The organism is Streptomyces tauricus (genome assembly GCF_014650955.1).
Classification (GTDB): Bacteria; Actinomycetota; Actinomycetes; order Streptomycetales; family Streptomycetaceae; genus Streptomyces; species Streptomyces tauricus.
Window position 1 is genome coordinate 57616 of the sequence record NZ_BMVY01000010.1, and the last position, 24449, is coordinate 82064.

25 protein-coding genes are annotated in these 24449 nt (G+C 70.1%); 10 read left to right on the top strand and 15 right to left on the bottom strand.

The features are described from left to right. Positions 1-81 precede the first annotated feature (81 nt). Together IE278_RS17800 and IE278_RS17805 are read left to right on the top strand one after the other, a co-directional pair. On the top strand, positions 82-1329 hold the full coding sequence (locus tag IE278_RS17800) for an ABC transporter ATP-binding protein (RefSeq protein WP_189773442.1): 1248 nt from the start codon (positions 82-84) through the stop codon (positions 1327-1329). Further along, a complete protein-coding gene (locus tag IE278_RS17805) occupies positions 1326-2171 on the top strand; it encodes an ABC transporter permease (protein ID WP_189773444.1) in 846 nt (281 codons plus the stop codon). Before IE278_RS17800 ends, IE278_RS17805 begins: the two co-directional genes overlap by 4 nt. Before the next feature lie 31 nt (positions 2172-2202). Here the strand turns inward: IE278_RS17805 and IE278_RS17810 are convergent, their stop codons facing one another. Beyond that, complete coding sequence (locus IE278_RS17810) at positions 2203-2532, bottom strand: Rv1322 family protein (protein ID WP_189773446.1); 330 nt, start codon at positions 2530-2532, stop codon at positions 2203-2205. Positions 2533-2750: 218 nt separating this feature from the next. On the opposite strand from IE278_RS17810, the gene IE278_RS17815 reads away from it, so the two are divergent. Beyond that, positions 2751-3785: an LLM class flavin-dependent oxidoreductase gene (locus tag IE278_RS17815; protein WP_189773447.1), complete on the top strand. Its 1035-nt coding sequence runs from the start codon at positions 2751-2753 to the stop codon at positions 3783-3785. 151 nt (positions 3786-3936) lie between these two features. Here the strand turns inward: IE278_RS17815 and IE278_RS17820 are convergent, their stop codons facing one another. Beyond that, positions 3937-4329, bottom strand: a complete 393-nt coding sequence (locus IE278_RS17820; protein ID WP_189773448.1) for an SCO5389 family protein — start codon at positions 4327-4329, stop codon at positions 3937-3939. Between the two features lie 299 nt (positions 4330-4628). On the opposite strand from IE278_RS17820, the gene nucS reads away from it, so the two are divergent. Beyond that, positions 4629-5300 carry an endonuclease NucS gene (nucS, locus tag IE278_RS17825; RefSeq protein ID WP_107021285.1) on the top strand — a complete coding sequence of 224 codons (672 nt, stop codon included), beginning with the start codon at positions 4629-4631 and terminating at the stop codon, positions 5298-5300. Between the two features lie 88 nt (positions 5301-5388). On the opposite strand, the gene IE278_RS17830 is transcribed toward nucS, so the two are convergent. The 4 genes from IE278_RS17830 to IE278_RS17845 form a co-directional block, all read right to left on the bottom strand. After that, complete coding sequence (locus IE278_RS17830) at positions 5389-8037, bottom strand: ATP-binding protein (protein WP_189773449.1); 2649 nt, start codon at positions 8035-8037, stop codon at positions 5389-5391. 296 nt (positions 8038-8333) lie between these two features. After that, positions 8334-8657, bottom strand: coding sequence for an STAS domain-containing protein (locus IE278_RS17835; RefSeq protein ID WP_189773450.1), 324 nt, complete (start codon positions 8655-8657; stop codon positions 8334-8336). A gap of 184 nt (positions 8658-8841) precedes the next feature. Further along, complete coding sequence (locus IE278_RS17840) at positions 8842-9690, bottom strand: 3-hydroxyacyl-CoA dehydrogenase family protein (protein ID WP_189773451.1); 849 nt, start codon at positions 9688-9690, stop codon at positions 8842-8844. Between the two features lie 239 nt (positions 9691-9929). Then, positions 9930-10571 (bottom strand): TetR/AcrR family transcriptional regulator, encoded by a 642-nt coding sequence (locus IE278_RS17845; RefSeq protein ID WP_189773452.1) that lies wholly within the window; start codon positions 10569-10571, stop codon positions 9930-9932. 90 nt (positions 10572-10661) lie between these two features. Here IE278_RS17845 and IE278_RS17850 point away from each other — a divergent pair, with 90 nt between their 5' ends. The 3 genes from IE278_RS17850 to IE278_RS17860 are packed head-to-tail and all read left to right on the top strand — an operon-like array spanning position 10662 to position 12808. After that, on the top strand, positions 10662-11444 hold the full coding sequence (locus tag IE278_RS17850) for an ABC transporter ATP-binding protein (RefSeq protein WP_189773454.1): 783 nt from the start codon (positions 10662-10664) through the stop codon (positions 11442-11444). A gap of 28 nt (positions 11445-11472) precedes the next feature. Continuing rightward, entirely contained in the window at positions 11473-12222 is a 750-nt protein-coding gene (locus IE278_RS17855) for an ABC transporter permease (RefSeq protein WP_189773730.1), read from the top strand. Positions 12223-12235: 13 nt separating this feature from the next. Next, the gene (locus IE278_RS17860; RefSeq protein ID WP_189773456.1) at positions 12236-12808 is read left to right on the top strand and encodes a cob(I)yrinic acid a,c-diamide adenosyltransferase; all 573 of its coding nucleotides are present in this window, start codon (positions 12236-12238) and stop codon (positions 12806-12808) included. 133 nt (positions 12809-12941) lie between these two features. Here the strand turns inward: IE278_RS17860 and IE278_RS17865 are convergent, their stop codons facing one another. Beyond that, positions 12942-13505 (bottom strand): hypothetical protein, encoded by a 564-nt coding sequence (locus IE278_RS17865; RefSeq protein WP_189773458.1) that lies wholly within the window; start codon positions 13503-13505, stop codon positions 12942-12944. A gap of 162 nt (positions 13506-13667) precedes the next feature. Here IE278_RS17865 and IE278_RS17870 point away from each other — a divergent pair, with 162 nt between their 5' ends. The 3 genes from IE278_RS17870 (at position 13668) to IE278_RS17880 (ending at position 17493) form a co-directional block, all read left to right on the top strand. After that, positions 13668-14912: a sensor histidine kinase gene (locus IE278_RS17870; RefSeq protein WP_189773460.1), complete on the top strand. Its 1245-nt coding sequence runs from the start codon at positions 13668-13670 to the stop codon at positions 14910-14912. After that, positions 14909-15550, top strand: coding sequence for a response regulator (locus tag IE278_RS17875; RefSeq protein WP_189773462.1), 642 nt, complete (start codon positions 14909-14911; stop codon positions 15548-15550). The genes IE278_RS17870 and IE278_RS17875 overlap by 4 nt, the downstream gene beginning before the upstream one ends. A gap of 104 nt (positions 15551-15654) precedes the next feature. Beyond that, positions 15655-17493 (top strand): glycoside hydrolase family 18 chitinase, encoded by a 1839-nt coding sequence (locus tag IE278_RS17880; protein WP_189773464.1) that lies wholly within the window; start codon positions 15655-15657, stop codon positions 17491-17493. 47 nt (positions 17494-17540) lie between these two features. Here the strand turns inward: IE278_RS17880 and IE278_RS17885 are convergent, their stop codons facing one another. The 8 genes from IE278_RS17885 to IE278_RS17920 all read right to left on the bottom strand — a co-directional run bounded on the left by IE278_RS17885 (position 17541) and on the right by IE278_RS17920 (position 24392). Beyond that, entirely contained in the window at positions 17541-17987 is a 447-nt protein-coding gene (locus IE278_RS17885; RefSeq protein WP_189773465.1) for a DUF2550 domain-containing protein, read from the bottom strand. 128 nt (positions 17988-18115) lie between these two features. Then, on the bottom strand, positions 18116-18490 hold the full coding sequence (locus IE278_RS17890; RefSeq protein ID WP_107021294.1) for a F0F1 ATP synthase subunit epsilon: 375 nt from the start codon (positions 18488-18490) through the stop codon (positions 18116-18118). A gap of 129 nt (positions 18491-18619) precedes the next feature. Further along, positions 18620-20056: a F0F1 ATP synthase subunit beta gene (gene atpD, locus IE278_RS17895; RefSeq protein WP_189773467.1), complete on the bottom strand. Its 1437-nt coding sequence runs from the start codon at positions 20054-20056 to the stop codon at positions 18620-18622. Continuing rightward, positions 20057-20974: a F0F1 ATP synthase subunit gamma gene (locus tag IE278_RS17900; protein ID WP_189773469.1), complete on the bottom strand. Its 918-nt coding sequence runs from the start codon at positions 20972-20974 to the stop codon at positions 20057-20059. Positions 20975-20994: 20 nt separating this feature from the next. Then, complete coding sequence (gene atpA / locus IE278_RS17905) at positions 20995-22587, bottom strand: F0F1 ATP synthase subunit alpha (protein ID WP_189773470.1); 1593 nt, start codon at positions 22585-22587, stop codon at positions 20995-20997. Positions 22588-22748: 161 nt separating this feature from the next. Then, positions 22749-23564, bottom strand: coding sequence for a F0F1 ATP synthase subunit delta (locus tag IE278_RS17910; RefSeq protein ID WP_189773471.1), 816 nt, complete (start codon positions 23562-23564; stop codon positions 22749-22751). Continuing rightward, on the bottom strand, positions 23561-24118 hold the full coding sequence (locus IE278_RS17915) for a F0F1 ATP synthase subunit B (RefSeq protein ID WP_189773472.1): 558 nt from the start codon (positions 24116-24118) through the stop codon (positions 23561-23563). Before IE278_RS17915 ends, IE278_RS17910 begins: the two co-directional genes overlap by 4 nt. 37 nt (positions 24119-24155) lie before the next feature. Next, positions 24156-24392, bottom strand: a complete 237-nt coding sequence (locus IE278_RS17920) for an ATP synthase subunit C-like protein (protein WP_015657805.1) — start codon at positions 24390-24392, stop codon at positions 24156-24158. Between the last annotated feature and the right edge of the window lie 57 nt (positions 24393-24449).

Consider the following 24449-nt stretch of genomic DNA (forward strand, 5'->3'; position numbering starts at 1 on the left):
AACCGTCAGCGCCCCGATATCCTCCTAATCCTTACGGGGGCGTGTGCCCCGACGTCCTGAACCTTTCGATGGGTGCGGAGAATGATCGAGGCAGTCGGCCTGACGAAGCGCTACGGCGACAAGACGGCCGTGTACAACCTTTCCTTCCAGGTCAGGCCGGGCTCCGTCACCGGCTTCCTCGGCCCCAACGGGTCGGGCAAGTCCACGACCATGCGGATGATTCTCGGGCTGGACAACCCCAGCGCCGGGCAGGTGACGATCGGCGGCTACCCGTACCGCAGGCTGCCCAACGCCCCGCGCCAGGTCGGCGCGCTGCTCGACGCCAAGGCCGTGCACGGCGGCCGGCACGCCCGCAACCACCTGCTGTGCCTGGCGCAACTGTCGGGCATCCCCGCCCGCCGGGTGGACGAGGTGCTCGGCGTCGTGGGCCTCCAGGACGTGGCGAAGAAGCGCTCCAAGGGTTTCTCGCTCGGTATGGGCCAGCGGCTCGGCATCGCGGCCGCGCTGCTCGGCGACCCGCAGGTGCTCCTCTTCGACGAGCCGGTCAACGGACTCGACCCCGAGGGCATCCTCTGGGTGCGCAACCTGATGAAGTCGCTGGCCGCGGAGGGCCGGACCGTCTTCGTCTCCTCGCACCTGATGAGCGAGATGGCCGTCACGGCCGACCACCTCATCGTGATCGGCCGCGGACAGCTGCTGGCCGACATGAGCGTGCGCGACTTCATCTCGCACAACTCGGCCGACTTCGCCCGGGTGCGCACCCCCGGCACCGATCCCGCCCAGCGCGAGAAGCTGACGGCCGCGCTCACGGAGGCGGGCGGTCAGGTGCTGCCCGAGCAGGACGGCGGGCTGCGCGTCACCGGGCTGCCGCTCCCCCGCATCAGCGACCTCGCCCACGAGGCGGATGTACGGCTGTGGGAGCTGTCCCCGCATCAGGCGTCGCTGGAGGAGGCGTACATGCGGATGACGCAGGGCGCGGTCGACTACCGCTCCACCACCGACCAGCGCGCGGGCCTGCAGCAGCAGCTGCCGCCGGGGGCGGTGCCGCCGCCGCAGATGCCGGTGCCGGGCCAGGGCCAGCCGGGCTGGTACGCGCCGCCGTCGCCCCAGCACGGCGGGCAGCCGTTCGCGATGCCCCAGGGACAGCCGCCCGCGGGCCCTTACGGCGCTCCGGGCGTCCCGGGTGCCGGAGTGCCCAATCCGTACGCCCAGCCCGCTCAGCCGGCCCCTGCGCAGCCCGCGCAGCCCGCTCCCGCACCGTCTCCGGCCGCCTCCGCGCAGCCCTCCTCCGCCGCCCCCGACCTGACCAAGCCCGAGGACGCCCGATGAGCACGCCCCAGCCGCAGACACACCAGCAGGCCGCCCCTGCCCCGAACTGGCAGTCGGCGCCCGGGACTTCGTACACCTCGCCGATTCCGATCACGCGCACCCATCTCGGGCACGCGCTCACCTCGGAGTGGACGAAGATCAAGTCGGTGCGCTCCACGATGTGGACGCTCGGCGTCTTCCTGCTCCTGGTCGTGGGGATCGGCCTCCTCGTCGCCGCCAACACGGACAGCAACGACTACGCGGACGTCCCCTACACGATCCCCGCGTTCTTCGGGCTGATCCTCGGGCAGATCTGCCTGATCACCCTGGGCGTGCTGGTGGTCTCGTCCGAGTACGGCACGGGCATGATCCGTACGACGTTCACGGCCTCGCCGCAGCGTCACCGGGTGCTCACCGCCAAGCTGCTGATCTTCTTCGTCGTCGCGTTCGTCGTGTCGGCGTTCGCCATCGGGTTCGTCGGCCTGATCACGTCGGGCATGCACGGCGGGGCCTCGGACAACAAGTGGGGCGGGACCGTCCTGATGGGCGCGCTGTACGTGTCGCTGCTCGGCGTGCTCGCGCTCGCCGTGGGCTCGATGCTGCGGCACTCCGCGGGCGCGATCACCGCGATGCTGGGCCTGGTCCTCGTGCCGGCGATCCTGCCGGCGTTCCTGATGATGTCCGAGAGCCTGCGGACGCTCGGCGAGAAGATGACGGAATACAACGCTCCGAACGCGCTCGCCAAGATCTTCGAGCTGGACTCCGAGAACGGCGGGGGCGGCTCGCAGCTCGTCCTGCTCGTCGGGGTGACCGCCGCGGCGATCGCGGGCGCGTACGCGCTCCTCGAACGACGGGACGTCTGAGCGCCGGGCTGTCCGAGCGCCGGCCCGGGGCCTAGAACCTCGGCGCGTTCCGGGACCGCTGCACCCTCGTGGTGCGGCGGTCCTTCGCGTTCCAGCACGACTTGTGCCAGTGGCGGCGCTCGTCCACACCGGAGTGCTCCGGCCAGGCCACCACGTGCGGGACGCCGGAGGGGATCTGCTGGTCGCAGCCCGGGCAGCGATAGGTCTTGCCCTGCGCGCTCGCGCCCGCCACGTGCCGCACGCTCCACGACTCGCCCTGCCAGCTCTCGGCCGACTGCCAGCCGCCGTACCGGTCGGACGGGTCCTCGTCCGCGCTCCGGCCGGAGCCACCGACGTGGGGACGGTTGCGACGCGGGGACACAGGACACCTCACGGAGCTATACAGGGAGCAGGGGCCGCGACCAGCCTACGCGGAGCACCCGGGGGTACGCGTACGTCACCAAACCCCACAGATCCCCCGCGCAGTCGGCTCATTCTGCAGACAATCCGCCAATCTCCCCGCCAAGCCGTGTCTTTGGCACGTGTCAGACGGTTATGCGGGATGGGGGAGCCTCGTCGGCTCAAGGAGGCAGGAGCGCGATGCGCGTAGGAAGTTTCGTTCTGGCGGCCCAGTTTCCCGGTCAGGGACAGGGCGAGGCGCTGCACCGCGCGGTGCGGTCGGCGGAGGTCGCCGAGGAGGCCGGGCTGGACACGGTGTGGCTGGCCGAGCACCACTTCGTGCCGTACGGGACGTGCCCGTCGGCCGTGACGCTCGCGGCGCTGCTGCTGGGCCGCACCCGCCGTATCCGCGTCGGCACGGCGGTCAGCGTGCTGCCCACCGTGCACCCGGTGGCCCTCGGCGAACAGGCCGCGCTGCTGCACGTGACCTCGGGCGGGCGCTTCTCTCTCGGGGTGGGGCGCGGCGGGCCGTGGGTCGACCTGGAGGTCTTCGGGACGGGCCTCGAAGCATACGAACAGGGGTTCCCGGAATCACTCGATCTGCTGATGAGCTGGCTGCGTGAACCGGCCGTGGCGGGCGGCTCCGAGCGCTTCGGCTTCCGTGAGGTCGCGGTCGTGCCACGGCCGTCGGAGGCCCTGTCGGGCGGCGAGAGCCCCGAGGTCGTCGTCGCGTGCACCTCGCCTTCGAGCGTCAGGATGGCCGCCGAGCGCGGGCTTCCGATGCTTCTCGGGATGCATGTGGGGGACGAGGAGAAGGCCGAGATGGTCGCGCTGTGGCGTACGTGCGCGCTCGCGGCGGGGTACTCCCCCGACGACATCGCGGTCGCCGCAGCGTCCCATGTGTCGGCCGGAGTGGCACAGATCGCGGACCGGCGGACGGACGCCGTCGAGACGCTGCAGAAGGCCATGCCGGGATGGCTGCGGCAGGGGCTGGAAGCCCATGTGACGGTGGACGACCGCACGCGCTCGATGCGCGACCCCGTGGCCTACACCGAACTTCTCTGCGGGCTGCACCCGGTGGGCACCCCCCGGCTCTGCGCGGACCGCCTCGCGGCGACCTCCGAGCGCACGGGCATCACCCGCTTCGCGCTCCTCGTGGAGGGCTCCGGCGATCTGGCCGCCACGGAGGAGAACGTACGGCGGCTGGGGGACGAGGTACTGCCCAGGCTGCGGTGAGCGGCGGACCGGCGCACCGGCCCGGGAGCACGACACCCCGCCTCCGCGGACCCGGGGCCCGGGCCGAACAGGCCCGAGCCACGGGAGGCTTGCCGCTCCCGTACAGAACACCTCCCGCGTACGGAGCGGCAAGCTGGGCGGCATCACCGCATCAGCAGTCCCGGAACTCCGGTGACTGGTTCAGCAGCTGACTGCGCACCGACGTGAAGCGGGTCAGGGTGTCGTCCACCGAGCCGTCCAGCGGGAACACCGCCACCCGGTGGCAGTTCTGGAAGGCCAGGCGCACCCCGAAGTGCCGCTGCAACGCACCTCGTATCGCGTCACTCGCGAGGGCACGCAGCAGCTGGCCCCGCGCCTGCTCGTCCGGCGGCGGCGTCTGGTTGTCGGCGAAGTTGCCGCCGTCCACCTTCAGCTGGGCCACCAGGGAGCTGATCATCTCCCATGCGTAGGGCAGGGAGCTCCGGACGCAGTCGACGAATTCCGCTTCGTCGACCTCGCCTCGCTCGGCCTTTTCGAGTAGGGCCGGTGAGACGTCGAGCGACATGGGTTCTCCTCTCGCACCCCCTCGGCAGAGGGGGTTGACGGACAGGGAAGGAGACCGCGATGCCGAACACGCTGAGTACATACATCGCGACCTCCCGTTTATACGGTAGGCAACTGTTCGTGGCCGCACCAGGACATTGAGCACACGGCGAAGACCCAACGTGCACACAACCGGCCACTTTCGAACAGGGCTTATACGGGGAAACAGGGGCGACAGGGAAGGTGACGGGAAACGCTCCGGTCAACGAGCCTCCTGGCCGGATCGCGCCGACCCGTGCCGGTCGAGTAGCGTTGCCGACCATGCGTCTCGTCATTGCCCGCTGCTCCGTTGACTACGCGGGCCGGCTCACCGCCCATCTCCCGTCGGCCCCCCGTCTCATCCTCGTGAAGGCGGACGGCAGCGTCTCGATCCACGCGGACGACCGGGCCTACAAGCCCCTCAACTGGATGTCGCCGCCCTGCACCCTGAAGGAGGGTTCGGGGGACGACGAGGGCGTGTGGACCGTCATCAACAAGGCGGGCGAGAAGCTCATCATCACCATGGAGGAGGTCCTCCACGACTCCTCGCACGAGCTCGGTGTCGACCCCGGCCTGATCAAGGACGGCGTGGAGGCGCACCTCCAGGAGCTCCTCGCCGACCGGATCGAGATCCTCGGCGAGGGCTACTCGCTGATCCGCCGCGAGTACATGACGGCCATCGGCCCGGTCGACATCCTGTGCCGCGACGCGGACGGCAAAACCGTCGCCGTGGAGATCAAGCGGCGCGGCGAGATCGACGGCGTGGAGCAACTGACGCGCTACCTGGACCTGTTGAACCGCGACCCGCATCTCGCGCCGGTCCGCGGCATCTTCGCCGCGCAGGAGATCAAGCCGCAGGCCCGTGTGCTCGCCACGGACCGGGGCATCGGCTGCACGGTCCTCGACTACAACGCGATGCGGGGCATCGAGGACGACAAGCTGCGGCTGTTCTGAGCCCGGCCGAGATACTTCGTACGACATGGCGGTGGGCCGGAACCCTTGAAGGGTTCCGGCCCACCGCCATGTGCGGCGTCCGCGTGCCTCAGATCACCGTCGGCGACCCGGGTGCGCCGCCGGTCGCGGAGCTGCTGCTCGTGGCCGGGCTGGACGCGGGGCCACTGGCCGAGTCGGAGGTCGACGGTTCGGTCGGCGGCGTCTCGCTGGGCTCCCCGGAGGGCCCGGTCGGTGTCGGCGTCGGCGTGGGGGTCGGCGTCGAACTCGTCGGCGGCTTCGAAGTGTTCGACGGCTTCGGTGAGGTCGGCGGCTTCGTCGTGGACGACGGCGGCTTCGTCGTGGACGTGGTCGGGCTCGGGTCCTTCGACCCGCTCGGGTCGTCCGACGGCTCGCCGGTCGACGTCGGTGTCGGGTCGTCCGAGGTGCCGAGGACGCCGTCCTTGCCCGGGTCGGTCGGACGGGCCGTCGAGTCGGCGTCGCCGCTGCCCTTCTTCGGGCGGTCCGCGCCGAGCCCCTCGCCGTCGTCGTCCGCGCTGGCCGACGGGTTGACGCCGACCTTCTCCGACGGGGTGTTGTCGTCGGGGTTGGAGGTCGCGCCGAGCGTCACCACCGTGCCGAGCACGGCGGCGAGCAGCGCGCCCGCCCCGGCGGCCACCAGATTGCGCCGGGTGCCGTTGACCAGGCCCTTCATCCCGCCTGCCCGCGCCCCCGCGGCCTTCGCTCCCCCGGCCCCGGCCGAGGCGGCGGGCCCGGTGCGGTGCGTGACCAGCGTGGCGGGCTCGCCGGGTCCCTGCGGCGAGGGAACCGGTGCGAGCGCGGCCGGTACGCCGCCGGGCGGGGACGCCGACTCCTCGTACCGCGCGTCGGGCACCTCCTCGCCGGACGTGGAGCCGATCGCCGCGGGCAGCGCCGGGGGTCCCCCCTGCCCGAACGAGGCCGGGAGGCTGGAGAAGCCCGAGCGGTCCGCGACCAGGGCCAGGGCCCGCCGGCCCGCGACGGTGCCGCGCTTGTCGGCGAGGGCGCCGCGCAGGCCGACGGAGGCCTCCAGTTCGGCGCGGGCCCGGTCGAGCTGTCCGCCGCAGAGCGCGAGGATGCCCAACTCGTGGTGGAAATAGGCTTGATCCGAGACCTCGCCGGCGAGCCGGGCGGCCTCGCTGCCGGAGCGCAGCGCGCGCTCCCAGGCGCTCCAGTGCAGTCCCGCGGCGAAGGCGGGCGCGGCCGTCCGGGCCAGCTCCACCGCCGTGGCGTTCTCCTCGTCCTCGGCCGGCGGCACGGTCAGCGGCACCAGGGCGACCAGGGCGGCGAGCACGGCGTCGGCCTCGGCGCAGACCCGCTCGGGGGTGACGGACGGGTGCCCGGCCCACCAGGCGTAGTGCCGGGCGGCGGCGCGGGCCGTCTCCTCGGCGTCCGCGGCGTATCCGGCGCTCTCCAGCTGGGTCTGCACGCCGGCCGCGAGCCGGTAGTGCGAGCCGACCGGGGTGACGAGCGCGCAGCCGACGAGTTCCGCGAGCGCGGCGTCGGCGTGGGTGTGCCCCACGATGGCGGGCAGATGCGCCTGGTGCGGCACCTCGCCGCCCAGGGCGACGGCGAAGCGCAGGGTGGCGCGGGCCGACTCGCTGAGCCGGGAGGCGAGCAGCGCGGCGGGCGCGGCACCCTCGGCGAGCGAGGGCAGCGGTACCTCGCGGCGGTCCTCGGTGCCGGAGGACTCGTCGGCGGAGGAGACGGACGGGACGGCAGAGGCGGCGGAGTCGGCGTGCGCGTCCACGGGCGCGTCGTCGTACTCGCCGGAGTAGCGGCCGAAGTCGTCGAAGGCCGCCGGGTCGGCGCTCAGCTGGTCGCGCTGCCGCAGCAGGGCGCCGGCCTGGACGAAGCGCAGCGGGAGTCCCTCGGACTCGAACCAGAGGTCGCCCGCCCAGTTGGCCTCCTCCTCGGTCAGGACGCGGCCGACGGCACGCTCCAGCAGTTCGAGTCCGCCGGCGCGGCCGAGACCGCTGAGGAAGACCTCTTCGAGGAGCGAGTCGGCGGACGGCGCGGCGATCTCGGGTGTCGCGGAGACGAGGAAGGCGCACTCGGGTGTGGCGTCGAGCAGGTCTTCGAGCGCGTTGCCGCCGAACTCCACGTCGTCCAGGACGACGACCGCGCCGATCTCGTGGACGAGTGCGAGCAGTTCGTCCTGTTCCGGCCGGTACAGCGGAGCGTCGTAGACGGCGGCGAAGAGGTCGTGCAGCAGATCGTCGGCCGTGCGGCGGTGGCCGCTGAGGCGGATCACGCCGTCGGGCGCGAGATCCGCGCAGTCGTCGGCCACGGCGTCCAGGAGGACGGTGCGGCCCGAGCCCGAGGGCCCGGTGAGCCGTACGGAGCGTCCGCGTGCGAGCAGCCGTACGAGCCGCTCACGCTCCTCCTGGCGCTCCAGGAGCGGCAGGCCGGGCCCCGGCGCCCCGGGCGGGACGGGCGGCCGTGCGGAGCGGGTCTGCTCGGTGCGCTCGGCGGCGCTGAACTTCGTGGGCCGCGGCGGCCGCTCGCCCGGCGGGCAGAGCTCGATCTCGCTGCCGTCGACGGGATTGACGGTGAGCAGATGGTCGCCCGCGACCAGCTGGACGGTCCGGGCCGGTGCGGGTGTGTGCTGGACGCCACCCTGCCCGAGCACGTGCGTCAAAGGCTCGCGCGGTGGGCGCTGTCGTGGCGCCGAGTCGTCGTCGTGACCGTAGTCTTCGGGTCCCCGGTTGGTCGGGTCCATAGGTCCAAGCCCCCCAAAAGCGTCGTGTGCCGAGCCCCCTCCGGCCTGCCGCACACTGCGCTGTCGCTTCTGGTCCGGTGCCCACTGACGGGTTCATCAACACGCGGGCACGCGAACCCTAAACCTTCGCACAGTATCTACGAACACACGGGGTACCGCGCCGTCCGAGACGTCACAGCTTCGTGAGGATTGTTCGCGAGGTACGGGTTTCGTACGCCGCTTCCGTTCCGATCTTCGCCGTTTGCGGCAGTGACGCGGAGCCACCCGCCCAAGGGGCCGAAGTGACGCCCGGGGCGTCACACCCTGGGCAGTGATTCGACCCCGATACCGCCCTCGATCGCCAGGATGCGGTGGAGTCGGGTGGCCACCAGCAGGCGCTGCATCTGCGGCGGGACGCCGCGCAGCACAAGCCTCCGGCCGTACCGCCCCGCCCGCCGGTGGGCCCCCATGATGACACCGAGCCCGGTGGCGTCCCAGGAGTCCAGCTCTGACAGGTCGAGCACCAGGTCGCCGACGCCGTCGTCGATGGCCGTGTGCAGGACCGTACGGGCGTCCGCCGCGCTGCGGACGTCGAGGCGGCCCCCGACGACCAGCTCGGCGTGGTCGCCCCTGATGTGCATATGCGCTCCCCGAGAGTGCGTTTTTCGTACTCGGCGTCTTCGTCGTGTCCTGTGTGCAAGGTGTTGCCAGGACTGACTGCCGTACCGGGGCAGAAGTTGCCGTCCGTGAGCGAACCGATACCCAAATCACCCTGACGAGTGACGGTGTGACGGGCCGTGGATCACCACAGAGTCGGTACGTGTGTCAGTACGTGTAAAAGCCCTGCCCGCTCTTGCGTCCGATGTCACCGGCGTCAACCATCCGGCGCATCAGTTCCGGCGGGGCGAACTTCTCGTCCTGGGACTCGGTGTAGATGTTGCTCGCCGCGTGCAGCAGGATGTCGACACCCGTGAGGTCGGCGGTGGCGAGGGGTCCCATGGCGTGACCGAAGCCCAGTTTGCAGGCCAGGTCGATGTCCTCGGCGGTGGCCACGCCCGACTCGTACAGCTTGGCCGCCTCGACGACGAGTGCCGAGATGAGCCGGGTGGTGACGAAGCCGGCCACGTCGCGGTTGACGACGATGCAGGTCTTGCCGACCGACTCGGCGAACTCCCGCGCACTCGCGAGCGCTTCGTCGCTGGTCTTGTAGCCGCGGACCAGCTCGCAGAGCTGCATCATCGGCACCGGCGAGAAGAAGTGGACGCCGACGACCCGCTCCGGGCGCTCGGTGGCCGCCGCGATCTTGGTGATCGGGATGGCGGAGGTGTTGGAGGCGAGCACGGTCTCGTCCCTCACCAGTTTGTCGAGCGTACGGAAGATCTCGTGCTTGACTTCCAGCTTCTCGAACACGGCCTCGACGACGATGTCGACGTCGGCGACCGCGTCCAGGTCGGTGGTCGTGGTGATGCGGCCCAGCGCCTCTTCGGCCGCGCCGGCGTCCAGCTTCCCCTTGCTCACGAACTTGTCGTACGAGGCCTTGATGCCGTCGGTGCCACGGGTCAGCGCCGCGTCGGTGACATCCCGCAGGACGACGTCCCAGCCCGCCTGTGCGGCGACCTGGGCGATACCGGACCCCATGAGTCCGGCCCCGATGACGGCGAGCTTCCCTGCCACTGTCCGACTCCCCTGCTGCTTCTTCCCGGGGGCCGCGTCGATGGGCGGCCACCGCCGCGCGACCCCGGACTCCGGCCGGCGGAAGGCCGACCGGGACGACTGGCGTTGACATCGCGAGACAGCCCCGAACAACACACCTCCGAGTTGCCTCTCCGGCGGACCATAGCGCTCGTGAGGTGCCGTGTGACCGCTAAGTAATGCGCGTCACGTCTCATCTGACGGACATCACACCGGGCGGCTCATTCCGCCGCCCGGACGGCGTAGTTGAGGACCTTCTCGCTCAAAAGGTCCTCCATGCCGTCCAGCAGGACCAGCACCTCGCGCGAGACCTCGGCCGGATCGCGCCCGGCGACCATCTCACGGCCGACGGCGCTCATGACCGTCTGGTGGAGCCAGCCGATCTGGCCCGCCATCAGCCCGGGCATCGGATCGCCCGGGGCCGCGCCCGTCTCCTCGCGCAGGGTGTCCGCCAGATGGTCGTGGACCTCCTGCTGAAGGCTCCACAGGCGGGAGCGGAGCGCGGGCGCGTCATGGATGACCCGCATGAACCGGTCGTAACCCTCCATCAGGCCGACCCGCGGCGAGACCGCCTCGACCTCCTCGCGCAGTTCGCGCAGGACGGCGGCGGCGGCCGACTCGCCGGGGCCCCGGCCGCGCACCCAGCGCGAGAGCCGGTCGATCACGCCCTTGCTGCGGTCGAAGAAGAGGTCCTCTTTGGCCGGGAAGTAGTTGTACACGGTGTTCACGGACACATCGGCCGCTTCCGCGACATCGACCATCGTGACGGTGACGAAGCCGTGCTCCAGGAACAGCCCCGTGGCGATGTCCGAGATGCGCTGCCTGGTCTCGCGCTTCTTCCGCTCCCTGAGCCCCTCTGCCATGGCCTCATCGTAGGCCGGACCCGGACTTATTGGACTCCCTTAAATCTTGGAGGCATTGCAAAATTTAAGTGCCTCTGTTTTTCTTGACCCATGCCCATCATCAGCACGGCCGGCCTGGCCCGGACCTTCCAGACCAAGAGCGGCCCCGTCGAGGCGGTCCGCGGCATCGATCTCACCGTGGCGCCGGGCGAGATCCTCGGCCTCCTCGGCCCGAACGGCGCCGGCAAGACGACCACGCTCCGGATGCTCACGACCCTGCTGGCCCCCACCGGCGGCGCCGCCACCGTCGCCGGCCACGACCTCGCCACCGACCCGGCGGGCGTCCGCCGCGTGTGCGGGTACGTGGCGCAGTCGGGCGGGGTCGACCCCCAGGTCTCCGTACGGGAGGAACTGGTCACGCAGGGCCGCCTCTACCGCCTGACGAAGCGGCAGGCGGTCGAGCGCGCCGACGAATTGGCCCGTGACCTCGACCTGACCGGCCTCCTCGACCGCAGGACGTCGGCGCTCTCCGGCGGCCAGCGCCGCCGGCTAGACATCGCGCTCGGCCTCGCCCACCGCCCGAAGGTGCTGTTCCTCGACGAACCGACCACCGGCCTCGACCCGGCGAGCCGCGCCGACCTCTGGGACCTCGTCCGCCGCCTGCGCGACGAGCACGGCACCACGGTCGTCCTCACCACGCACTACCTCGACGAGGCGGACGCGCTCGCCGACCGGCTGGTGATCGTCGACGGGGGTGTCGTGGTCGCGGAGGGCACGCCGAGCGCGCTCAAGCTCCGGTACGGGGGTTCGACCGACGCGACGCTCCAGGACACGTTCCTGGCGATCACCGGCCGTACCCCGCAACCGGCGGCCCCCGCCCCCGCGACCGTCTGACCATCCAACCTCCGAGGTCGTGACCGACATGCTGCTCCAGGACACCGCGCTGATCTTCGGGCGCTATCTCCGCCAGACCCTGCGTTCCCGCTTCGCGATGCTCTTCGGCGTACTGATGCCGCTGCTGTACCTGCTCTTCTTCGGCCCCCTGCTCACCGATCTGCCGCTGGGCGGCGGCGGGAGTTCCTGGCAGGTCCTCGTACCCGGACTGCTGCTGCAGCTCGGCCTGTTCGGCGCCGCGTTCGCCGGATTCATGATCATCGTGGAGAAGAACCACGGGGTCGTGGAGCGGATGCGCGTCACCCCGGTCAGCCGGCTCGCGCTCCTGCTCGGCCGGGTGCTGCGCGACACGGCCGTCTTCGTCCTCCAGGCGGTCCTGCTGGTCCTGGCCGCCGTGGTGATGGGCCTGCGCGCACCCGTGGCGGGCATCCTGATCGGCTTCGCCTTCGTCGCGCTCCTGACGATCTCGCTGGCCTCGCTGTCGTACGCGCTGGCCATGCGCGTCAGCTCGCCCCACACCTTCGGCCCCACCGTCAACGCGCTGACCATGCCGTCCATGCTCCTGTCCGGCCTCATGCTGCCCATGTCGCTGGCCCCGGGCTGGCTGGACGCCCTCTCGCACGTCATGCCGTTCCGCTATCTGGTGGACGCGATGCGGGACGCGTACGTCGGCTCGTACGCCACCGCCTCCATGGCGTACGGGGTCCTCGTGGCCGTCGCTCTCGCCGGACTCGCCGTGACAGTGGGCACACGCGTCTTCCGAACGGCCGGGGCGTAACTACGCTGGCCGCATGGTCAATCTGACGCGCATCTACACCAGGACCGGCGACCAGGGCACCACCGCCCTCGGCGACATGAGCCGCACCGCCAAGACGGATCCGCGGATCTCGGCGTACGCCGACGCCAACGAGGCGAACGCGGCCCTCGGCACGGCGATCGCCCTCGGCAACCTCGACGAGGAGATCGTGAAGGTCCTCTCCCGCGTCCAGAACGACCTGTTCGACGTGGGCGCGGACCTTTCGACCCCGGTCGTCGAGAACCCCGAGTTCCCGCCCCTGCGCGTCGAGCAGTTCTACATCGACAAGCTGGAGGCGGACTGCGACCGCTTCAACGAACGGCTGGAGAAGCTGCGCTCCTTCATCCTCCCCGGCGGCACTCCCGGAGCGGCGCTGCTCCACCAGGCGTGCACGGTGGTCCGCCGGGCGGAACGCTCGACGTGGGCGGCCATGGAATCCCACGCCGAAGTCATGAACCCCCTGACGGCGACCTACCTCAACCGCCTCTCGGACCTCCTGTTCATCCTGGCCAGGACGGCCAACAAGGAGATCGGCGACGTGCTGTGGGTCCCGGGCGGCGACCGCTGAGCGCGTCTTCTTGGGGGCGCGGGGAACGGCGCAATCTTTTCGCCTTCAGGGGCGCGGGGAACGGCGGAATCTTTTAGGGGCGCGGGGAACGGCGCGGTCTTTTCGCCCTTCAGGGGCCCGGCGAACGGCCCCGTCACCGTTTCGTCAGGCTCCCCGCCACGGACTCCGGCGCCTTCTTCGGGAACACCAGATACGTCAACGCGATCACCCCGTGGATCCCCGCCGCCCGCCACGCCACATACCGCCAGCTCTCCAGCGAGGACACCCGCCCCGGGTCACCGACGTACCAGATCGCGATCTGAAGCAACCCCGTGGCGACGGCAGCCGCCACCACCGTGCCGAGCCACACCCGCCCCTCGTGCCGCGCCCGAGCCATCCCGTACTTCGGCGGCCCGGCCGGCCGGGCCGCACCGCCGAGCCGATGCGCGGCATGCCCGTCGAGCCACTTCACGGTCCGGTGCCCGTGCCCGACGGTGTAGCCGATGTACAGCGCGGCCAGCCCGTGCGTCCAGTTCGGCTCGGCCCCGGCCTTGAGATCAAGCGCGGTGACCACCAGCAGCACGACCTCCAGCAGGGGCTCGCACAGCAGCAGGGCCAGCCCCGTACGGGGCATCCTCAGCAGATAGCGGAAGGCGAGCCCTCCGGCCAGCAGCACCCAGAAGCCGACCTCGCACACAACGATCAGCGTGACGATCACGACGCACTCCTCTCGGTCACCCTTCAAGGCTCGCGAAAGAACGGCCGAAGATCGTCGTCGGCGATGACGAACCGCCCCTGCATCCTTCGATGTACTCGGACGCGCGCACGGACCGTCCTCCAGGACCAGGCGGCGAGCGGACACTGCCTGTTGGATGGAGGCATGGCCATGCGACAGCCCCGCCCGCACCGCGACGACGTGCGCATCGCGCTGGCGGGACTGCTCGGCGGTCTCCTCCTGTGGGGCGCCGGCCTCGGCACCCGCACGGCCGACGACCCGATCGTGCTCTGGTCGGGCCGCTGGCCGATCCTGCTGCCGCTCGCCGTGATCGCGGGCTGCGAACTGCTGCGCCGGACCCACCCGCGCACCGGTCTGCTGGTGGGCGTCGCCGCGCTGACCCTCGACACCGTCACCCAGGGCAACCTGGTGACCCTCGTGATGTTCACGGACCTCGTGTACGCGGCCGTCCTGTACGGCACGCCCGCCACCGCCCGCCGCGTCCTGTGGATCAGCGGGGCGCTGACGGTACTGGGCACGGTGGTGCCGCTCGCCGTCTGGCGGGTTCCCGAGGCGCTGCTGATCGGCGTGGTCATCGGCGTCGTGGCGTTCACGCCCGGCGCGACCGGCTGGGTGGTCCGCAACCACCGCGACGCCGCCGAGGCCGCCCGGCTGCGCGCCGAGCAGACCGCCCTGCTCGCGGAGATCGACCGCACCCAGGCCGTCACCGCCGAACGCGCCCGGATGGCGAGGGAGTTGCACGACATGGTGGCCAACCACCTGTCGGCGATCGCCATCCACTCCACGGCCGCGCTCTCCCTCGACGACCCGGACACCTCCAAGCAGGCCCTCGGGGTGATCCGCGAGAACAGTGTCGAAGGGCTCGCGGAGATGCGCCGCCTCATCGGCATCCTGCGCGACAGCAGCGGGGACACCGAGCCGGCCGCCGCGCCCACCCTGGACGGACTCGCCTCCCTGGTGGAGCACGCCCGCGGCAACGGCCTGGACGTCACGCTCGACTGCGCCCACACCGCGCTTCCGGCCCCGGTCGAACTGGCCGCCTACCGCATCGTGCAGGAATCCCTGACCAACGCCCTCAAGCACGCCTCCCCCGGCCGGGTCACCGTCTCGCTCGTGCAGCGCGACCACGCCCTCGACGTACGCGTGACCAGCCCTTTCGGTGACGTCCGCAAGGACGGCCCCCGCGCCCCCGGTTCGGGCGCGGGACTGATCGGCATGCGCGAGCGGGTCGCCCTGCTGCAGGGCACGTTCGAGGCCGGACCCGAGACCGGACCCGAGGCCGAGGCAGCGAAGACCGAGGCGGCGAAGGCCGGCCCGCACGGCACCACGGGCGGCGGAACCTGGACGGTCCGCGCCACCCTCCCGATCACCGAAGGAGAATCCGCATGATCCGTGTGCTCGTGGCCGAGGACCAGTCCGCCGTACGCGCCGGTCTCGTCCTCATCCTGGGCAGCGCCCCCGACATCGAGGTGGTCGGCGAGGCCGCGGACGGCGAGCAGGCGGTGGCCATGGCCAGGGAACTGCGCCCCGACCTGGTCCTGATGGACGTCCAGATGCCCCGCCTGGACGGCGTCGCCGCCACCCGCCAGGTCGTCGGGGAGGGAATCGCCGACGTCCTCGTACTGACCACCTTCGACCTGGACGAGTACGTGTTCGGCGCGCTGCGCGCGGGCGCGGCCGGCTTCCTGCTGAAGAACACGGAGGCCCGCCAGCTCCTGGAGGCGGTCCGCACGGTGGCGGGCGGCGAGGGCCTCATCTCACCCGCGGTCACCCGCCGGCTGATCGCCGAGTTCGCCGCGCGGCCCGTCCGCGAGCCGTCGGCGGACCCCTCGGTCCTCGACGCGCTGACCCGGCGCGAACGGGAAGTCCTGGCCTGCCTGGGCGAGGGCCTGTCCAACGCGGAGACCGGGGTACGCCTCGACATGGCGGAGGCGACGGTGAAGACGCACGTCAGCCGCCTCCTGGGCAAGCTGGGGCTGCGCAGCCGGGTACAGGCGGCGGTACTGGCCCAGGAGTTGGGCGTGTAACAAGTAGTCACACCAACCCCCACAGTGGTCTGGACCTATTGACCTATGGTCCAGACCTTTCTATTGTCCTGCGCACCTCATAAAACTCCCCCAAGGAGACGCGGATGCGCCTCAGACGCAGACTCGGACACAGAGCCATAGCGGGGTTCACCACCCTGCTGCTGCCGTTCGCCGCCCTGGTCGGGCTCGCGAGCCCCGCCTCCGCCGCCACGTCGGCGACCGCCACCTACGCCAAGACCCAGGACTGGGGCACCGGCTTCGAAGGCAAGTGGACCGTCAAGAACACCGGCACCACGGCCATCAGCTCCTGGACCGTCGAGTGGGACTTCCCCTCGGGCACCTCGGTCACCTCCGCCTGGGACGCCGACGTCACCAGCTCCGGCACCCACTGGACCGCCAAGAACAAGTCCTGGAACGGCACCCTCGCACCGGGCGCCTCCCTCTCCTTCGGCTTCAACGGCTCGGGCACCGGCTCCCCCGCCAACTGCAAGCTCAACGGCGGCAGTTGTGACGGCGGACCCACGGTCCCCGGCGACAGCGCCCCCTCCGCGCCGGGCAAGCCGACCGCCTCCGACATCACCAACACCTCGGTGAAGCTCGCCTGGAGCGCGGCCACCGACGACAAGGGCGTCAAGAACTACGACGTCCTGCGCGACGGCGCCAAGGTCGCCACGGTGACCGGCACCTCGTACAGCGACACGGGCCTGACCGCCGGCACCGACTACTCGTACACCGTGCAGGCGCGTGACACCGCCGACCAGACCGGACCGGTCAGCGGCGCGACCGCCGTGCACACCACCGGCGGCACCACCGACCCGCCGCCCACCGGCGACAAGGTCAAGCTCGGCTACTTCACCGAGTGGGGCGTCTACGGGCGCAACTACCACGTGAAGAACCTGGTCACCTCCGGCTCCGCGTCGAAGATCACCCACATCAACTACGCGTTCGGCAACGTCAAGGGCGGCAAGTGCGTCCTCGACGACGCCTACGCGGCCACCGACAAGGCCTACACCGCCGACCAGTCCGTCAGCGGCACCGCCGACACCTGGGACCAGCCCCTGCGCGGCAACTTCAACCAGCTGCGCCAGCTGAAGGCCAAGTACCCGCACATCAAGGTGCTGTACTCGTTCGGCGGCTGGACCTACTCGGGCGGCTTCGGTGAGGCCGCCGCCAACCCGGCCGCCTTCGCCGCCTCCTGCAAGGCCCTCGTCGAGGACCCGCGCTGGGCCGACGTCTTCGACGGCATCGACATCGACTGGGAGTACCCGAACGCCTGCGGTCTGAGCTGCGACACGTCGGGCTTCAGCTCCTTCAAGACCCTCAGCCAGGCGCTGCGCAACGAGTTCGGCTCCAACTACCTGGTCACCGCCGCCATCACGGCCGACGGCTCCTCCGGCGGCAAGATCGACGCGGCCGACTACGGCGGCGCCTCGCAGTACCTCGACTGGTACAACGTGATGACGTACGACTACTTCGGCGCCTTCGACGCGGACGGTCCGACCGCCCCGCACTCGCCGCTGACCTCGTACAACGGCATCCCGGCGGCCGGCTTCAACTCGGCCGACGCGATCGCCAAGCTCAAGAGCAAGGGCGTACCCGCCAAGAAGCTGCTGCTCGGTATCGGCTTCTACGGGCGTGGCTGGACCGGCGTCACCCAGGCCGCCCCCGGCGGTTCGGCGACCGGCGCGGCACCCGGCACGTACGAGGCGGGCATCGAGGACTACAAGATCCTCAAGAACTCCTGCCCCGCCACCGGCACGATCGCCGGTACGGCCTACGCGTTCTGCGGCAACAACTGGTGGAGCTACGACACCCCGGCCACCATCGGCTCCAAGATGACCTGGGCCAAGAACCAGGGCCTGGGCGGCGCGTTCTTCTGGGAGTTCAGCGGAGACACCACCAACGGCGAACTGGTGACGGCCATCAACAACGGTCTGAACTAGCAATCCCGCGGCCCTGAACGACAACCGCCCGGGCAGCGAGTGAATGGTTACGCCACATTCACTCGCTGCCCGGGCGGCGCGGCTTCCAGCCAGGCAAGAAAGCCGGTCAGCGCGTCCTCGCTCATGGCGAGTTCGAGCCGCGTACCGCGATGGACACAGGTCAGGATGATCGCGTCGGAGAGCAGCGCCAGCTCCTCCTCGCCCTCGGGGGCCCGCCGGCCGGCCACCTCGATCGCCGAGCGCTCAAGCACGCGACGCGGCCGAAGCGCGTACGAGAAGACGCGGAACCACTCGATCCGGTCACCGCTGTAGCGGGCGATGCCGTAGCCCCAGCCCTTGCCACTGGTGTCGGTCTTCTCCGGGACGTCCCACCGCAGGCTGCAGTCGAAGGTGCCGCCCGAACGCTGGATCACTCTGCGACGCAGGCCGAAGACGAAGAGTCCGAGGGCCACCAGCAGAACTACCGACCCGACCACAGTCAGAGCGAGGACCATCGACACCGACCTCCTCGTCTCCTAGGTAACGGAAAGGAAAAAAGCACCCGCATCGCCTCAGCCGCGACCCGGTCCGGAAAAGCTCCGGTCCTGGCCGCGGCTGAGTCACTTCCTGTGGCGCGCTGGTTTCAGTGCGCCGACACCGCCCGCAGTCGGACGTCCGCACGACGCTCGGCGGACGCGTCCGCGTCCGACTTCGCGCGCTCGAACGCCCGCTCCGCACGCTGGACGTCGATCTCGTCCGACAGCTCGGCGATCTCGGCCAGCAGCGACAGCTTGTTGTCCGCGAAAGAGATGAAACCGCCGTGCACCGCGGCGACGACCGTTCCACCATCACTCGTACGGATGGTCACCGGGCCCGACTCCAGCACACCGAGCAGCGGCTGGTGACCGGGCATGACGCCGATGTCGCCGGACGTGGTACGCGCGACGACCAGGGTGGCCTCGCCGGACCAGACACTGCGGTCCGCGGCGACGAGCTCGACATGCAGCTCAGCAGCCAAGGTGGGCTCCTCGGGTCACCACCCGGCGTTCGCTGCCGGGTGTTGGGTCAAAGTCTAATGGGCGTAGTGAGGGGGGCGGGACCCGCCCCGCGAGGCACGGCCCCGCCCCCCTCACTCAGAACACGAGGTTCAGGAAACGCCGAGGTCCTTGGCGTTCGCCTTCAGGTCCTCGATGCCACCGCACATGAAGAACGCCTGCTCCGGGAAGTGGTCGTACTCCCCGTCGATGATCGAGTTGAACGCCGCGATGGACTCCTCCAGCGGAACGTCCGACCCGTCCACACCGGTGAACTGCTTGGCGGCGTGGGTGTTCTGGGACAGGAAGCGCTCCACACGACGGGCACGGTGGACGACGAGCTTGTCCTCCTCGCCCAGTTCGTCGATACCGAGGATCGCGATGATGTCCTGGAGGTCCTTGTACTTCTGCAGGACCGTCTTGACGCGCATGGCGGCGTCGTAGTGGTCCTGCGCGATGTAGCGCGGGTCCAGGATGCGGGACGTGGAGTCCAGCGGGTCCACGGCCGGGTAGATGCCCTTCTCGGAGATCGGACGGGAGAGAACCGTCGTCGCGTCGAGGTGGGCGAACGTGGTGGCCGGGGCCGGGTCGGTCAGGTCGTCCGCGGGAACGTAGATCGCCTGCATCGACGTGATCGAGTGACCACGCGTCGAGGTGATGCGCTCCTGCAGCTGACCCATCTCGTCGGCCAGGTTCGGCTGGTAACCAACCGCGGACGGCATACGGCCGAGCAGGGTGGAGACCTCGGAACCGGCCTGCGTGAAGCGGAAGATGTTGTCGATGAAGAACAGCACGTCCTGCTTCTGCACATCGCGGAAGTACTCCGCCATGGTCAGACCGGCCAGGGCCACGCGCAGACGGGTGCCCGGGGGCTCGTCCATCTGGCCGAAGACGAGAGCGGTCTTGTCGAGAACACCGCTCTCTTCCATCTCCGCGATGAGGTCGTTGCCCTCACGCGTGCGCTCACCGACACCCGCGAAGACGGAGACGCCCTCGTGGAGGTTGGCGACACGCATGATCATTTCCTGGATCAGCACGGTCTTGCCGACACCGGCACCACCGAACAGACCGATCTTGCCGCCCTTGACGTACGGGGTCAGCAGGTCGACGACCTTCAGGCCCGTCTCGAACATCTCGGTCTTCGACTCGAGCTGGTCGAACGCGGGGGCCTTGCGGTGGATGGTCCACCGGTCGCCCGTGTAGGCCTCGTCGGAGTTCAGGACCTCGCCGAGGGTGTTGAACACCTTGCCCTTGGTGAAGTCACCGACGGGGACGGAGATGCCCGTGCCCGTGTCGGTCACCGCGGCCTGGCGGACCAGACCGTCGGTGGGCTGCATGGAGATGGTGCGGACCAGACCGTCACCCAGGTGCTGGGCGACCTCAAGGGTCAGCGTCTTCTTCTCGCCGGCGTTGGCCGGGTCGGCCACCTCGACGTGAAGGGCGTTGTAGATCTCCGGCATGGCGTCGACGGGGAATTCCACGTCGACGACCGGGCCGATGACCCGGGCGACGCGGCCCGTGGCAGCGGCCGTCTCAACTGTCGTCGTCATTTACCTGTCACTCCCCGCGGTCGCGTCGGCCAGCGCTGCGGTGCCACCGACGATCTCGCTGATTTCCTGGGTGATTTCGGCCTGGCGGGCCGCGTTGGCAAGTCGGGAGAGTGAAGTGATCAGGTCTCCCGCGTTGTCGGTCGCCGACTTCATCGCGCGGCGGGTGGCGGCGTGCTTGGAAGCAGCCGACTGGAGCAGCGCGTTGTAGATACGGCTCTCGACGTACCGCGGCAGGAGGGCGTCCAGGACGTCCTCCGCCGACGGCTCGAAGTCGTAGAGCGGGAGGATCTCGTCCTTGCTGGACGACTCCTCCGCGACCTCTTCGAGGCTGAGCGGCAGCAGGCGGCTGTCGACCGCCGTCTGCGTCATCATCGAGACGAACTCGGTGTAGACGATGTGGATCTCGTCCACGCCGCCCTCCGCCGTCTCCTTCTCGATGGCCTCGATCAGCGGAACGGCAACCTTCTTGGCGTCCGCGTACGAGGGCTCGTCGGTGAAGCCCGACCACGAATCCGAGACCTTGCGCTCACGGAAGTTGTAGTGGGCCAGACCACGGCGGCCGACGATGTACGTGTCGACCTCCTTGCCCTCGGCCACCAGACGGGCGGTCAGCTTCTCCGCCGCCTTGATGGCGTTGGAGTTGAAGGCGCCGGCCAGCCCGCGGTCGCTCGTGAGGAGCAGCACCGCGGAACGGGTCGCCGTCTCGGCCTCCGTGGTCAGCGGGTGCTTGGTGTTCGAACCGGTCCCGACCGCCGTGACCGCGCGGGTGAGCTCGGTCGCGTACGGCGAGGAGGCCCGTACCTTGCGCTGCGCCTTGACGACACGCGAGGCGGCGATCATCTCCATCGCCTTGGTGATCTTCTTGGTCGCGGTGACGGATTTGATGCGACGCTTGTAGACCCGGAGCTGGGCTCCCATGAGTCAGGTCCCTTCCGTCGTCACTTGCCCGCAGCGGCAGGGGTGTCCTCGCCGAGCAGCTTGCCGTCCGACGTCTCGAACTGCTTCTTGAAGTCCGCGATCGCGTCGGCGATGGCCTGCAGGGTGTCGTCCGACATCTTGCCGCCCTCCTTGATGGAGGTCATGAGGCCCTGCTCCTTGCGGTGCAGGTACTCGAGCAGCTCCTTCTCGAAGCGGCGGATGTCGGCGACCGGAACCTCGTCCATCTTGCCGGTGGTACCCGCCCACACGGAGACGACCTGGTCCTCGGTGGCCATCGGCTGGTACTGAGCCTGCTTGAGCAGCTCGACCATCCGCTGACCGCGGTCCAGCTGCGACTTCGACGCGGCGTCCAGGTCGGAACCGAAGGCGGCGAACGCCTCCAGCTCACGGAACTGGGCGAGGTCCACGCGCAGTCGGCCGGAGACCTGCTTCATCGCCTTGTGCTGCGCGGAACCACCGACTCGGGAGACGGAGATACCGACGTTCAGCGCGGGGCGCTGACCGGCGTTGAACAGGTCCGACTCCAGGAAGCACTGGCCGTCGGTGATGGAGATGACGTTGGTCGGGATGAACGCCGAGACGTCGTTGGCCTTCGTCTCGACGATCGGCAGACCGGTCATCGAGCCCGCGCCCAGCTCGTCCGAGAGCTTCGCGCAACGCTCGAGGAGACGGGAGTGCAGGTAGAAGACGTCACCGGGGTAGGCCTCGCGCCCCGGCGGACGGCGGAGCAGCAGGGACACGGCGCGGTAGGCGTCGGCCTGCTTCGAGAGGTCGTCGAAGATGATGAGGACGTGCTTGCCCTCGTACATCCACTGCTGGCCGATGGCCGAACCGGTGTACGGCGCCAGGTACTTGAAGCCGGCCGGGTCGGACGCCGGGGCGGCGACGATGGTCGTGTACTCCAGCGCGCCGGCCTCTTCGAGGGCGCCACGCACGGAAGCGATGGTCGAGCCCTTCTGACCGATGGCGACGTAGACGCAGCGGACCTGCTTCTTCGGGTCGCCGGTGCGCCAGTTGTCACGCTGGTTGATGATCGTGTCGACGGCCAGAGCGGTCTTGCCCGTCTGACGGTCGCCGATGATCAGCTGACGCTGGCCACGGCCGATCGGGGTCATCGCGTCGACGGCCTTGTAGCCGGTCTCCATCGGCTCATGGACCGACTTACGGGCCATGACGCCCGGTGCCTGCAGTTCGAGCGCGCGGCGTCCGGACGTCTCGATCTCGCCGAGGCCGTCGATCGGGGCGCCGAGCGGGTCGACCACGCGGCCGAGGTAGCCCTCGCCGACGGCCACGGACAGGACCTCGCCGGTACGGGTGACCGGCTGGCCCTCCTCGATACCGCTGAACTCACCGAGGACGACCGCACCGATCTCGCGCTCTTCCAGGTTCAGCGCGAGACCGAGGGTGCCGTTCTCGAACCTCAGCAGTTCGTTGGCCATGGCCGAGGGCAGGCCCTCGACCTTCGCGATGCCGTCGCCGGCAAGGGTGACCGTACCGACCTCCTCGCGCGAGGCCGCGTCCGGCTTGTACGACTGGACAAAGTTCTCCAGCGCATCCCGGATCTCCTCCGGCCGGATCGTGAGCTCCGCCATCTGGGTTCCCTGCTCTCCTTGTTGGGCCCGAAGTTTTCTTGGGGGGTCTGGGGCTTTTTCCCTCAGCGGCTGCGCCGCGGGCCCCCAGGAATCCTCTTCACGGCCCAACCAGGGCCGTAAGCACTGCGGTGTACTGCTTGTGTACGCGTATTGAATTGCTGCTAGCTCGCCATGCGGCGGCTGACTGCTTCCAGCCGGTCCGCGACGGAGCCGTTGATGATCTCGTCGCCGACCTGCACCCGGATCCCGCCGAGGACCGCGGGGTCCACGTCGAGGTTGAGGTGCATCGGGTGGCCGTAGAGCTTCGCGAGGGCGGCGCCGAGGCGCTGCTTCTGCACGTCGCTCAGCGGAACCGCCGAGGTGACGACGGCGACCATGCGGTTTCGACGGTCGGCCGCGAGCTTGGACAGGGATTCGAGTCCCGACTCCAGGCTACGTCCCCGGGGCGCGGTCACAAGGCGCGTGACCAGCCGCTCGGTGACGGCGTCGGCCCGGCCGCCGAGCAGGCTGCGCAGCAGCTCGCTCTTGGCCGCGGCCGTGGCGCCGCGGTCGGTCAGCGCGGCACGCAGCCCGGTGTCCGAGGCGACGATCCGGCCGAACCGGAACAGTTCGTCCTCGACGTCGTCGAGCCTGCCCAGCCGCTGCGCCGCCGTGAGGTCGGCGGTGTCGGCCAGCTCCTCGATGGAGTCGACCAGGTCGCGCGAACGCGACCAGCGGGAACGCACCAGACCGGCCACCAGGTCGACGGCGGTGCCGCTGACCTGGCCGCTGAGGAGCCGCCGGGCCAGTTCGGCCTTCGCCTCGCCGGGCTGCGCCGGGTCGGTGAGGACCCGGCGCAGGGACACCTCACGGTCGAGCAGCGCGGTGACGGAGGCCAGCTCGCCGGCGAGCTGCGCCGCGTCGACGGACGTGGAGTCCGTCAGCGCGTCGAGACGCTCACGTGCGGCGGCCAGCGCGTCGCGGCTCGCTCCGTTCATCGCGTGGCCTCGGCCTTCGAAGCGGTCTCGTCGAGACCGTCGAGGAACCGGTCGATCGTGCGGCTCTGCCGGGCGTGGTCCTCGAGGGACTCGCCGACGAGCTTGCCGGCCAGTTCGGTGGCCAGCTGGCCCACGTCCTGACGCAGCGCGGACGCGGCGGCCTTGCGGTCGGCGGCGAGCTGCGAGTGACCGGCGGCGACGATCTCCTCACGCTGCCGCTGGCCTTCCGCGCGCATCTCGGCGATGAGCGTGGCACCCTGCTCCTGCGCCTCCTGGCGCAGACGCGCGGCCTCGTGCCGGGCCTCGGCGAGCTGGGCCTTGTACTGCTCCAGCACGCTCTGGGCTTCGGCCTTCATGGCGTCGGCCTCTTCGATACCGCCTTCGATCGCCGCGCGGCGCTCTTCCAGAACCTTGTTGATGTTCGGGAGGAGCTTCTTCCAGAAGAAGAAGAACACGATGGCGAAGGCGATGGTGCCGATGAGCAGCTCGGGGCCCGGAGGAATGAGCGGACTCTGCTCCTCCTCGGCCGCCAGCTGAACCAGGTTGGCGATCACATCAGTGCCTTTCGTCGAAAGTGTCGGTAAGGAGTGACTACTTACCGAACACGAACGGCATAACGATGCCGATGAGGGCGAGCGCCTCACAGAAGGCGAAGCCGAGGATCTGGTTGGCGCGGATCAGACCGGCAGCCTCGGGCTGACGGGCCAGGGCCTGGGTGCCGTTACCGAAGATGATGCCGACGCCGACGCCGGGACCGATGGCGGCGAGGCCGTAACCGATGGAGCCGAGCGAACCGGAGACGGCGGCGAGGGTCTCAGTGGCAGCCATGCTGATTCTTCCTTCTCTTTACGGACCGGTGGAGGTTGGCCACCGGACGACTAAGGG

What these genes read in the sequence shown, in the direction of transcription:
- IE278_RS17800 (WP_189773442.1), top strand. Translation starts at nt 82, where the DNA reads ATGATCGAGGCAGTCGGCCTGACGAAGCGCTACGGCGACAAGACGGCC.
- IE278_RS17805 (WP_189773444.1), top strand. Translation starts at nt 1,326, where the DNA reads ATGAGCACGCCCCAGCCGCAGACACACCAGCAGGCCGCCCCTGCCCCG.
- IE278_RS17815 (WP_189773447.1), top strand. Translation starts at nt 2,751, where the DNA reads ATGCGCGTAGGAAGTTTCGTTCTGGCGGCCCAGTTTCCCGGTCAGGGA.
- IE278_RS17820 (WP_189773448.1), bottom strand. Translation starts at nt 4,329, where the DNA reads ATGTCGCTCGACGTCTCACCGGCCCTACTCGAAAAGGCCGAGCGAGGC.
- nucS (WP_107021285.1), top strand. Translation starts at nt 4,629, where the DNA reads ATGCGTCTCGTCATTGCCCGCTGCTCCGTTGACTACGCGGGCCGGCTC.
- IE278_RS17830 (WP_189773449.1), bottom strand. Translation starts at nt 8,037, where the DNA reads ATGGACCCGACCAACCGGGGACCCGAAGACTACGGTCACGACGACGAC.
- IE278_RS17835 (WP_189773450.1), bottom strand. Translation starts at nt 8,657, where the DNA reads ATGCACATCAGGGGCGACCACGCCGAGCTGGTCGTCGGGGGCCGCCTC.
- IE278_RS17845 (WP_189773452.1), bottom strand. Translation starts at nt 10,571, where the DNA reads ATGGCAGAGGGGCTCAGGGAGCGGAAGAAGCGCGAGACCAGGCAGCGC.
- IE278_RS17850 (WP_189773454.1), top strand. Translation starts at nt 10,662, where the DNA reads ATGCCCATCATCAGCACGGCCGGCCTGGCCCGGACCTTCCAGACCAAG.
- IE278_RS17855 (WP_189773730.1), top strand. Translation starts at nt 11,473, where the DNA reads ATGCTGCTCCAGGACACCGCGCTGATCTTCGGGCGCTATCTCCGCCAG.
- IE278_RS17860 (WP_189773456.1), top strand. Translation starts at nt 12,236, where the DNA reads ATGGTCAATCTGACGCGCATCTACACCAGGACCGGCGACCAGGGCACC.
- IE278_RS17870 (WP_189773460.1), top strand. Translation starts at nt 13,668, where the DNA reads ATGGCCATGCGACAGCCCCGCCCGCACCGCGACGACGTGCGCATCGCG.
- IE278_RS17875 (WP_189773462.1), top strand. Translation starts at nt 14,909, where the DNA reads ATGATCCGTGTGCTCGTGGCCGAGGACCAGTCCGCCGTACGCGCCGGT.
- IE278_RS17880 (WP_189773464.1), top strand. Translation starts at nt 15,655, where the DNA reads ATGCGCCTCAGACGCAGACTCGGACACAGAGCCATAGCGGGGTTCACC.
- IE278_RS17885 (WP_189773465.1), bottom strand. Translation starts at nt 17,987, where the DNA reads ATGGTCCTCGCTCTGACTGTGGTCGGGTCGGTAGTTCTGCTGGTGGCC.
- atpD (WP_189773467.1), bottom strand. Translation starts at nt 20,056, where the DNA reads ATGACGACGACAGTTGAGACGGCCGCTGCCACGGGCCGCGTCGCCCGG.
- IE278_RS17900 (WP_189773469.1), bottom strand. Translation starts at nt 20,974, where the DNA reads ATGGGAGCCCAGCTCCGGGTCTACAAGCGTCGCATCAAATCCGTCACC.
- atpA (WP_189773470.1), bottom strand. Translation starts at nt 22,587, where the DNA reads ATGGCGGAGCTCACGATCCGGCCGGAGGAGATCCGGGATGCGCTGGAG.
- IE278_RS17910 (WP_189773471.1), bottom strand. Translation starts at nt 23,564, where the DNA reads ATGAACGGAGCGAGCCGCGACGCGCTGGCCGCCGCACGTGAGCGTCTC.
- IE278_RS17920 (WP_015657805.1), bottom strand. Translation starts at nt 24,392, where the DNA reads ATGGCTGCCACTGAGACCCTCGCCGCCGTCTCCGGTTCGCTCGGCTCC.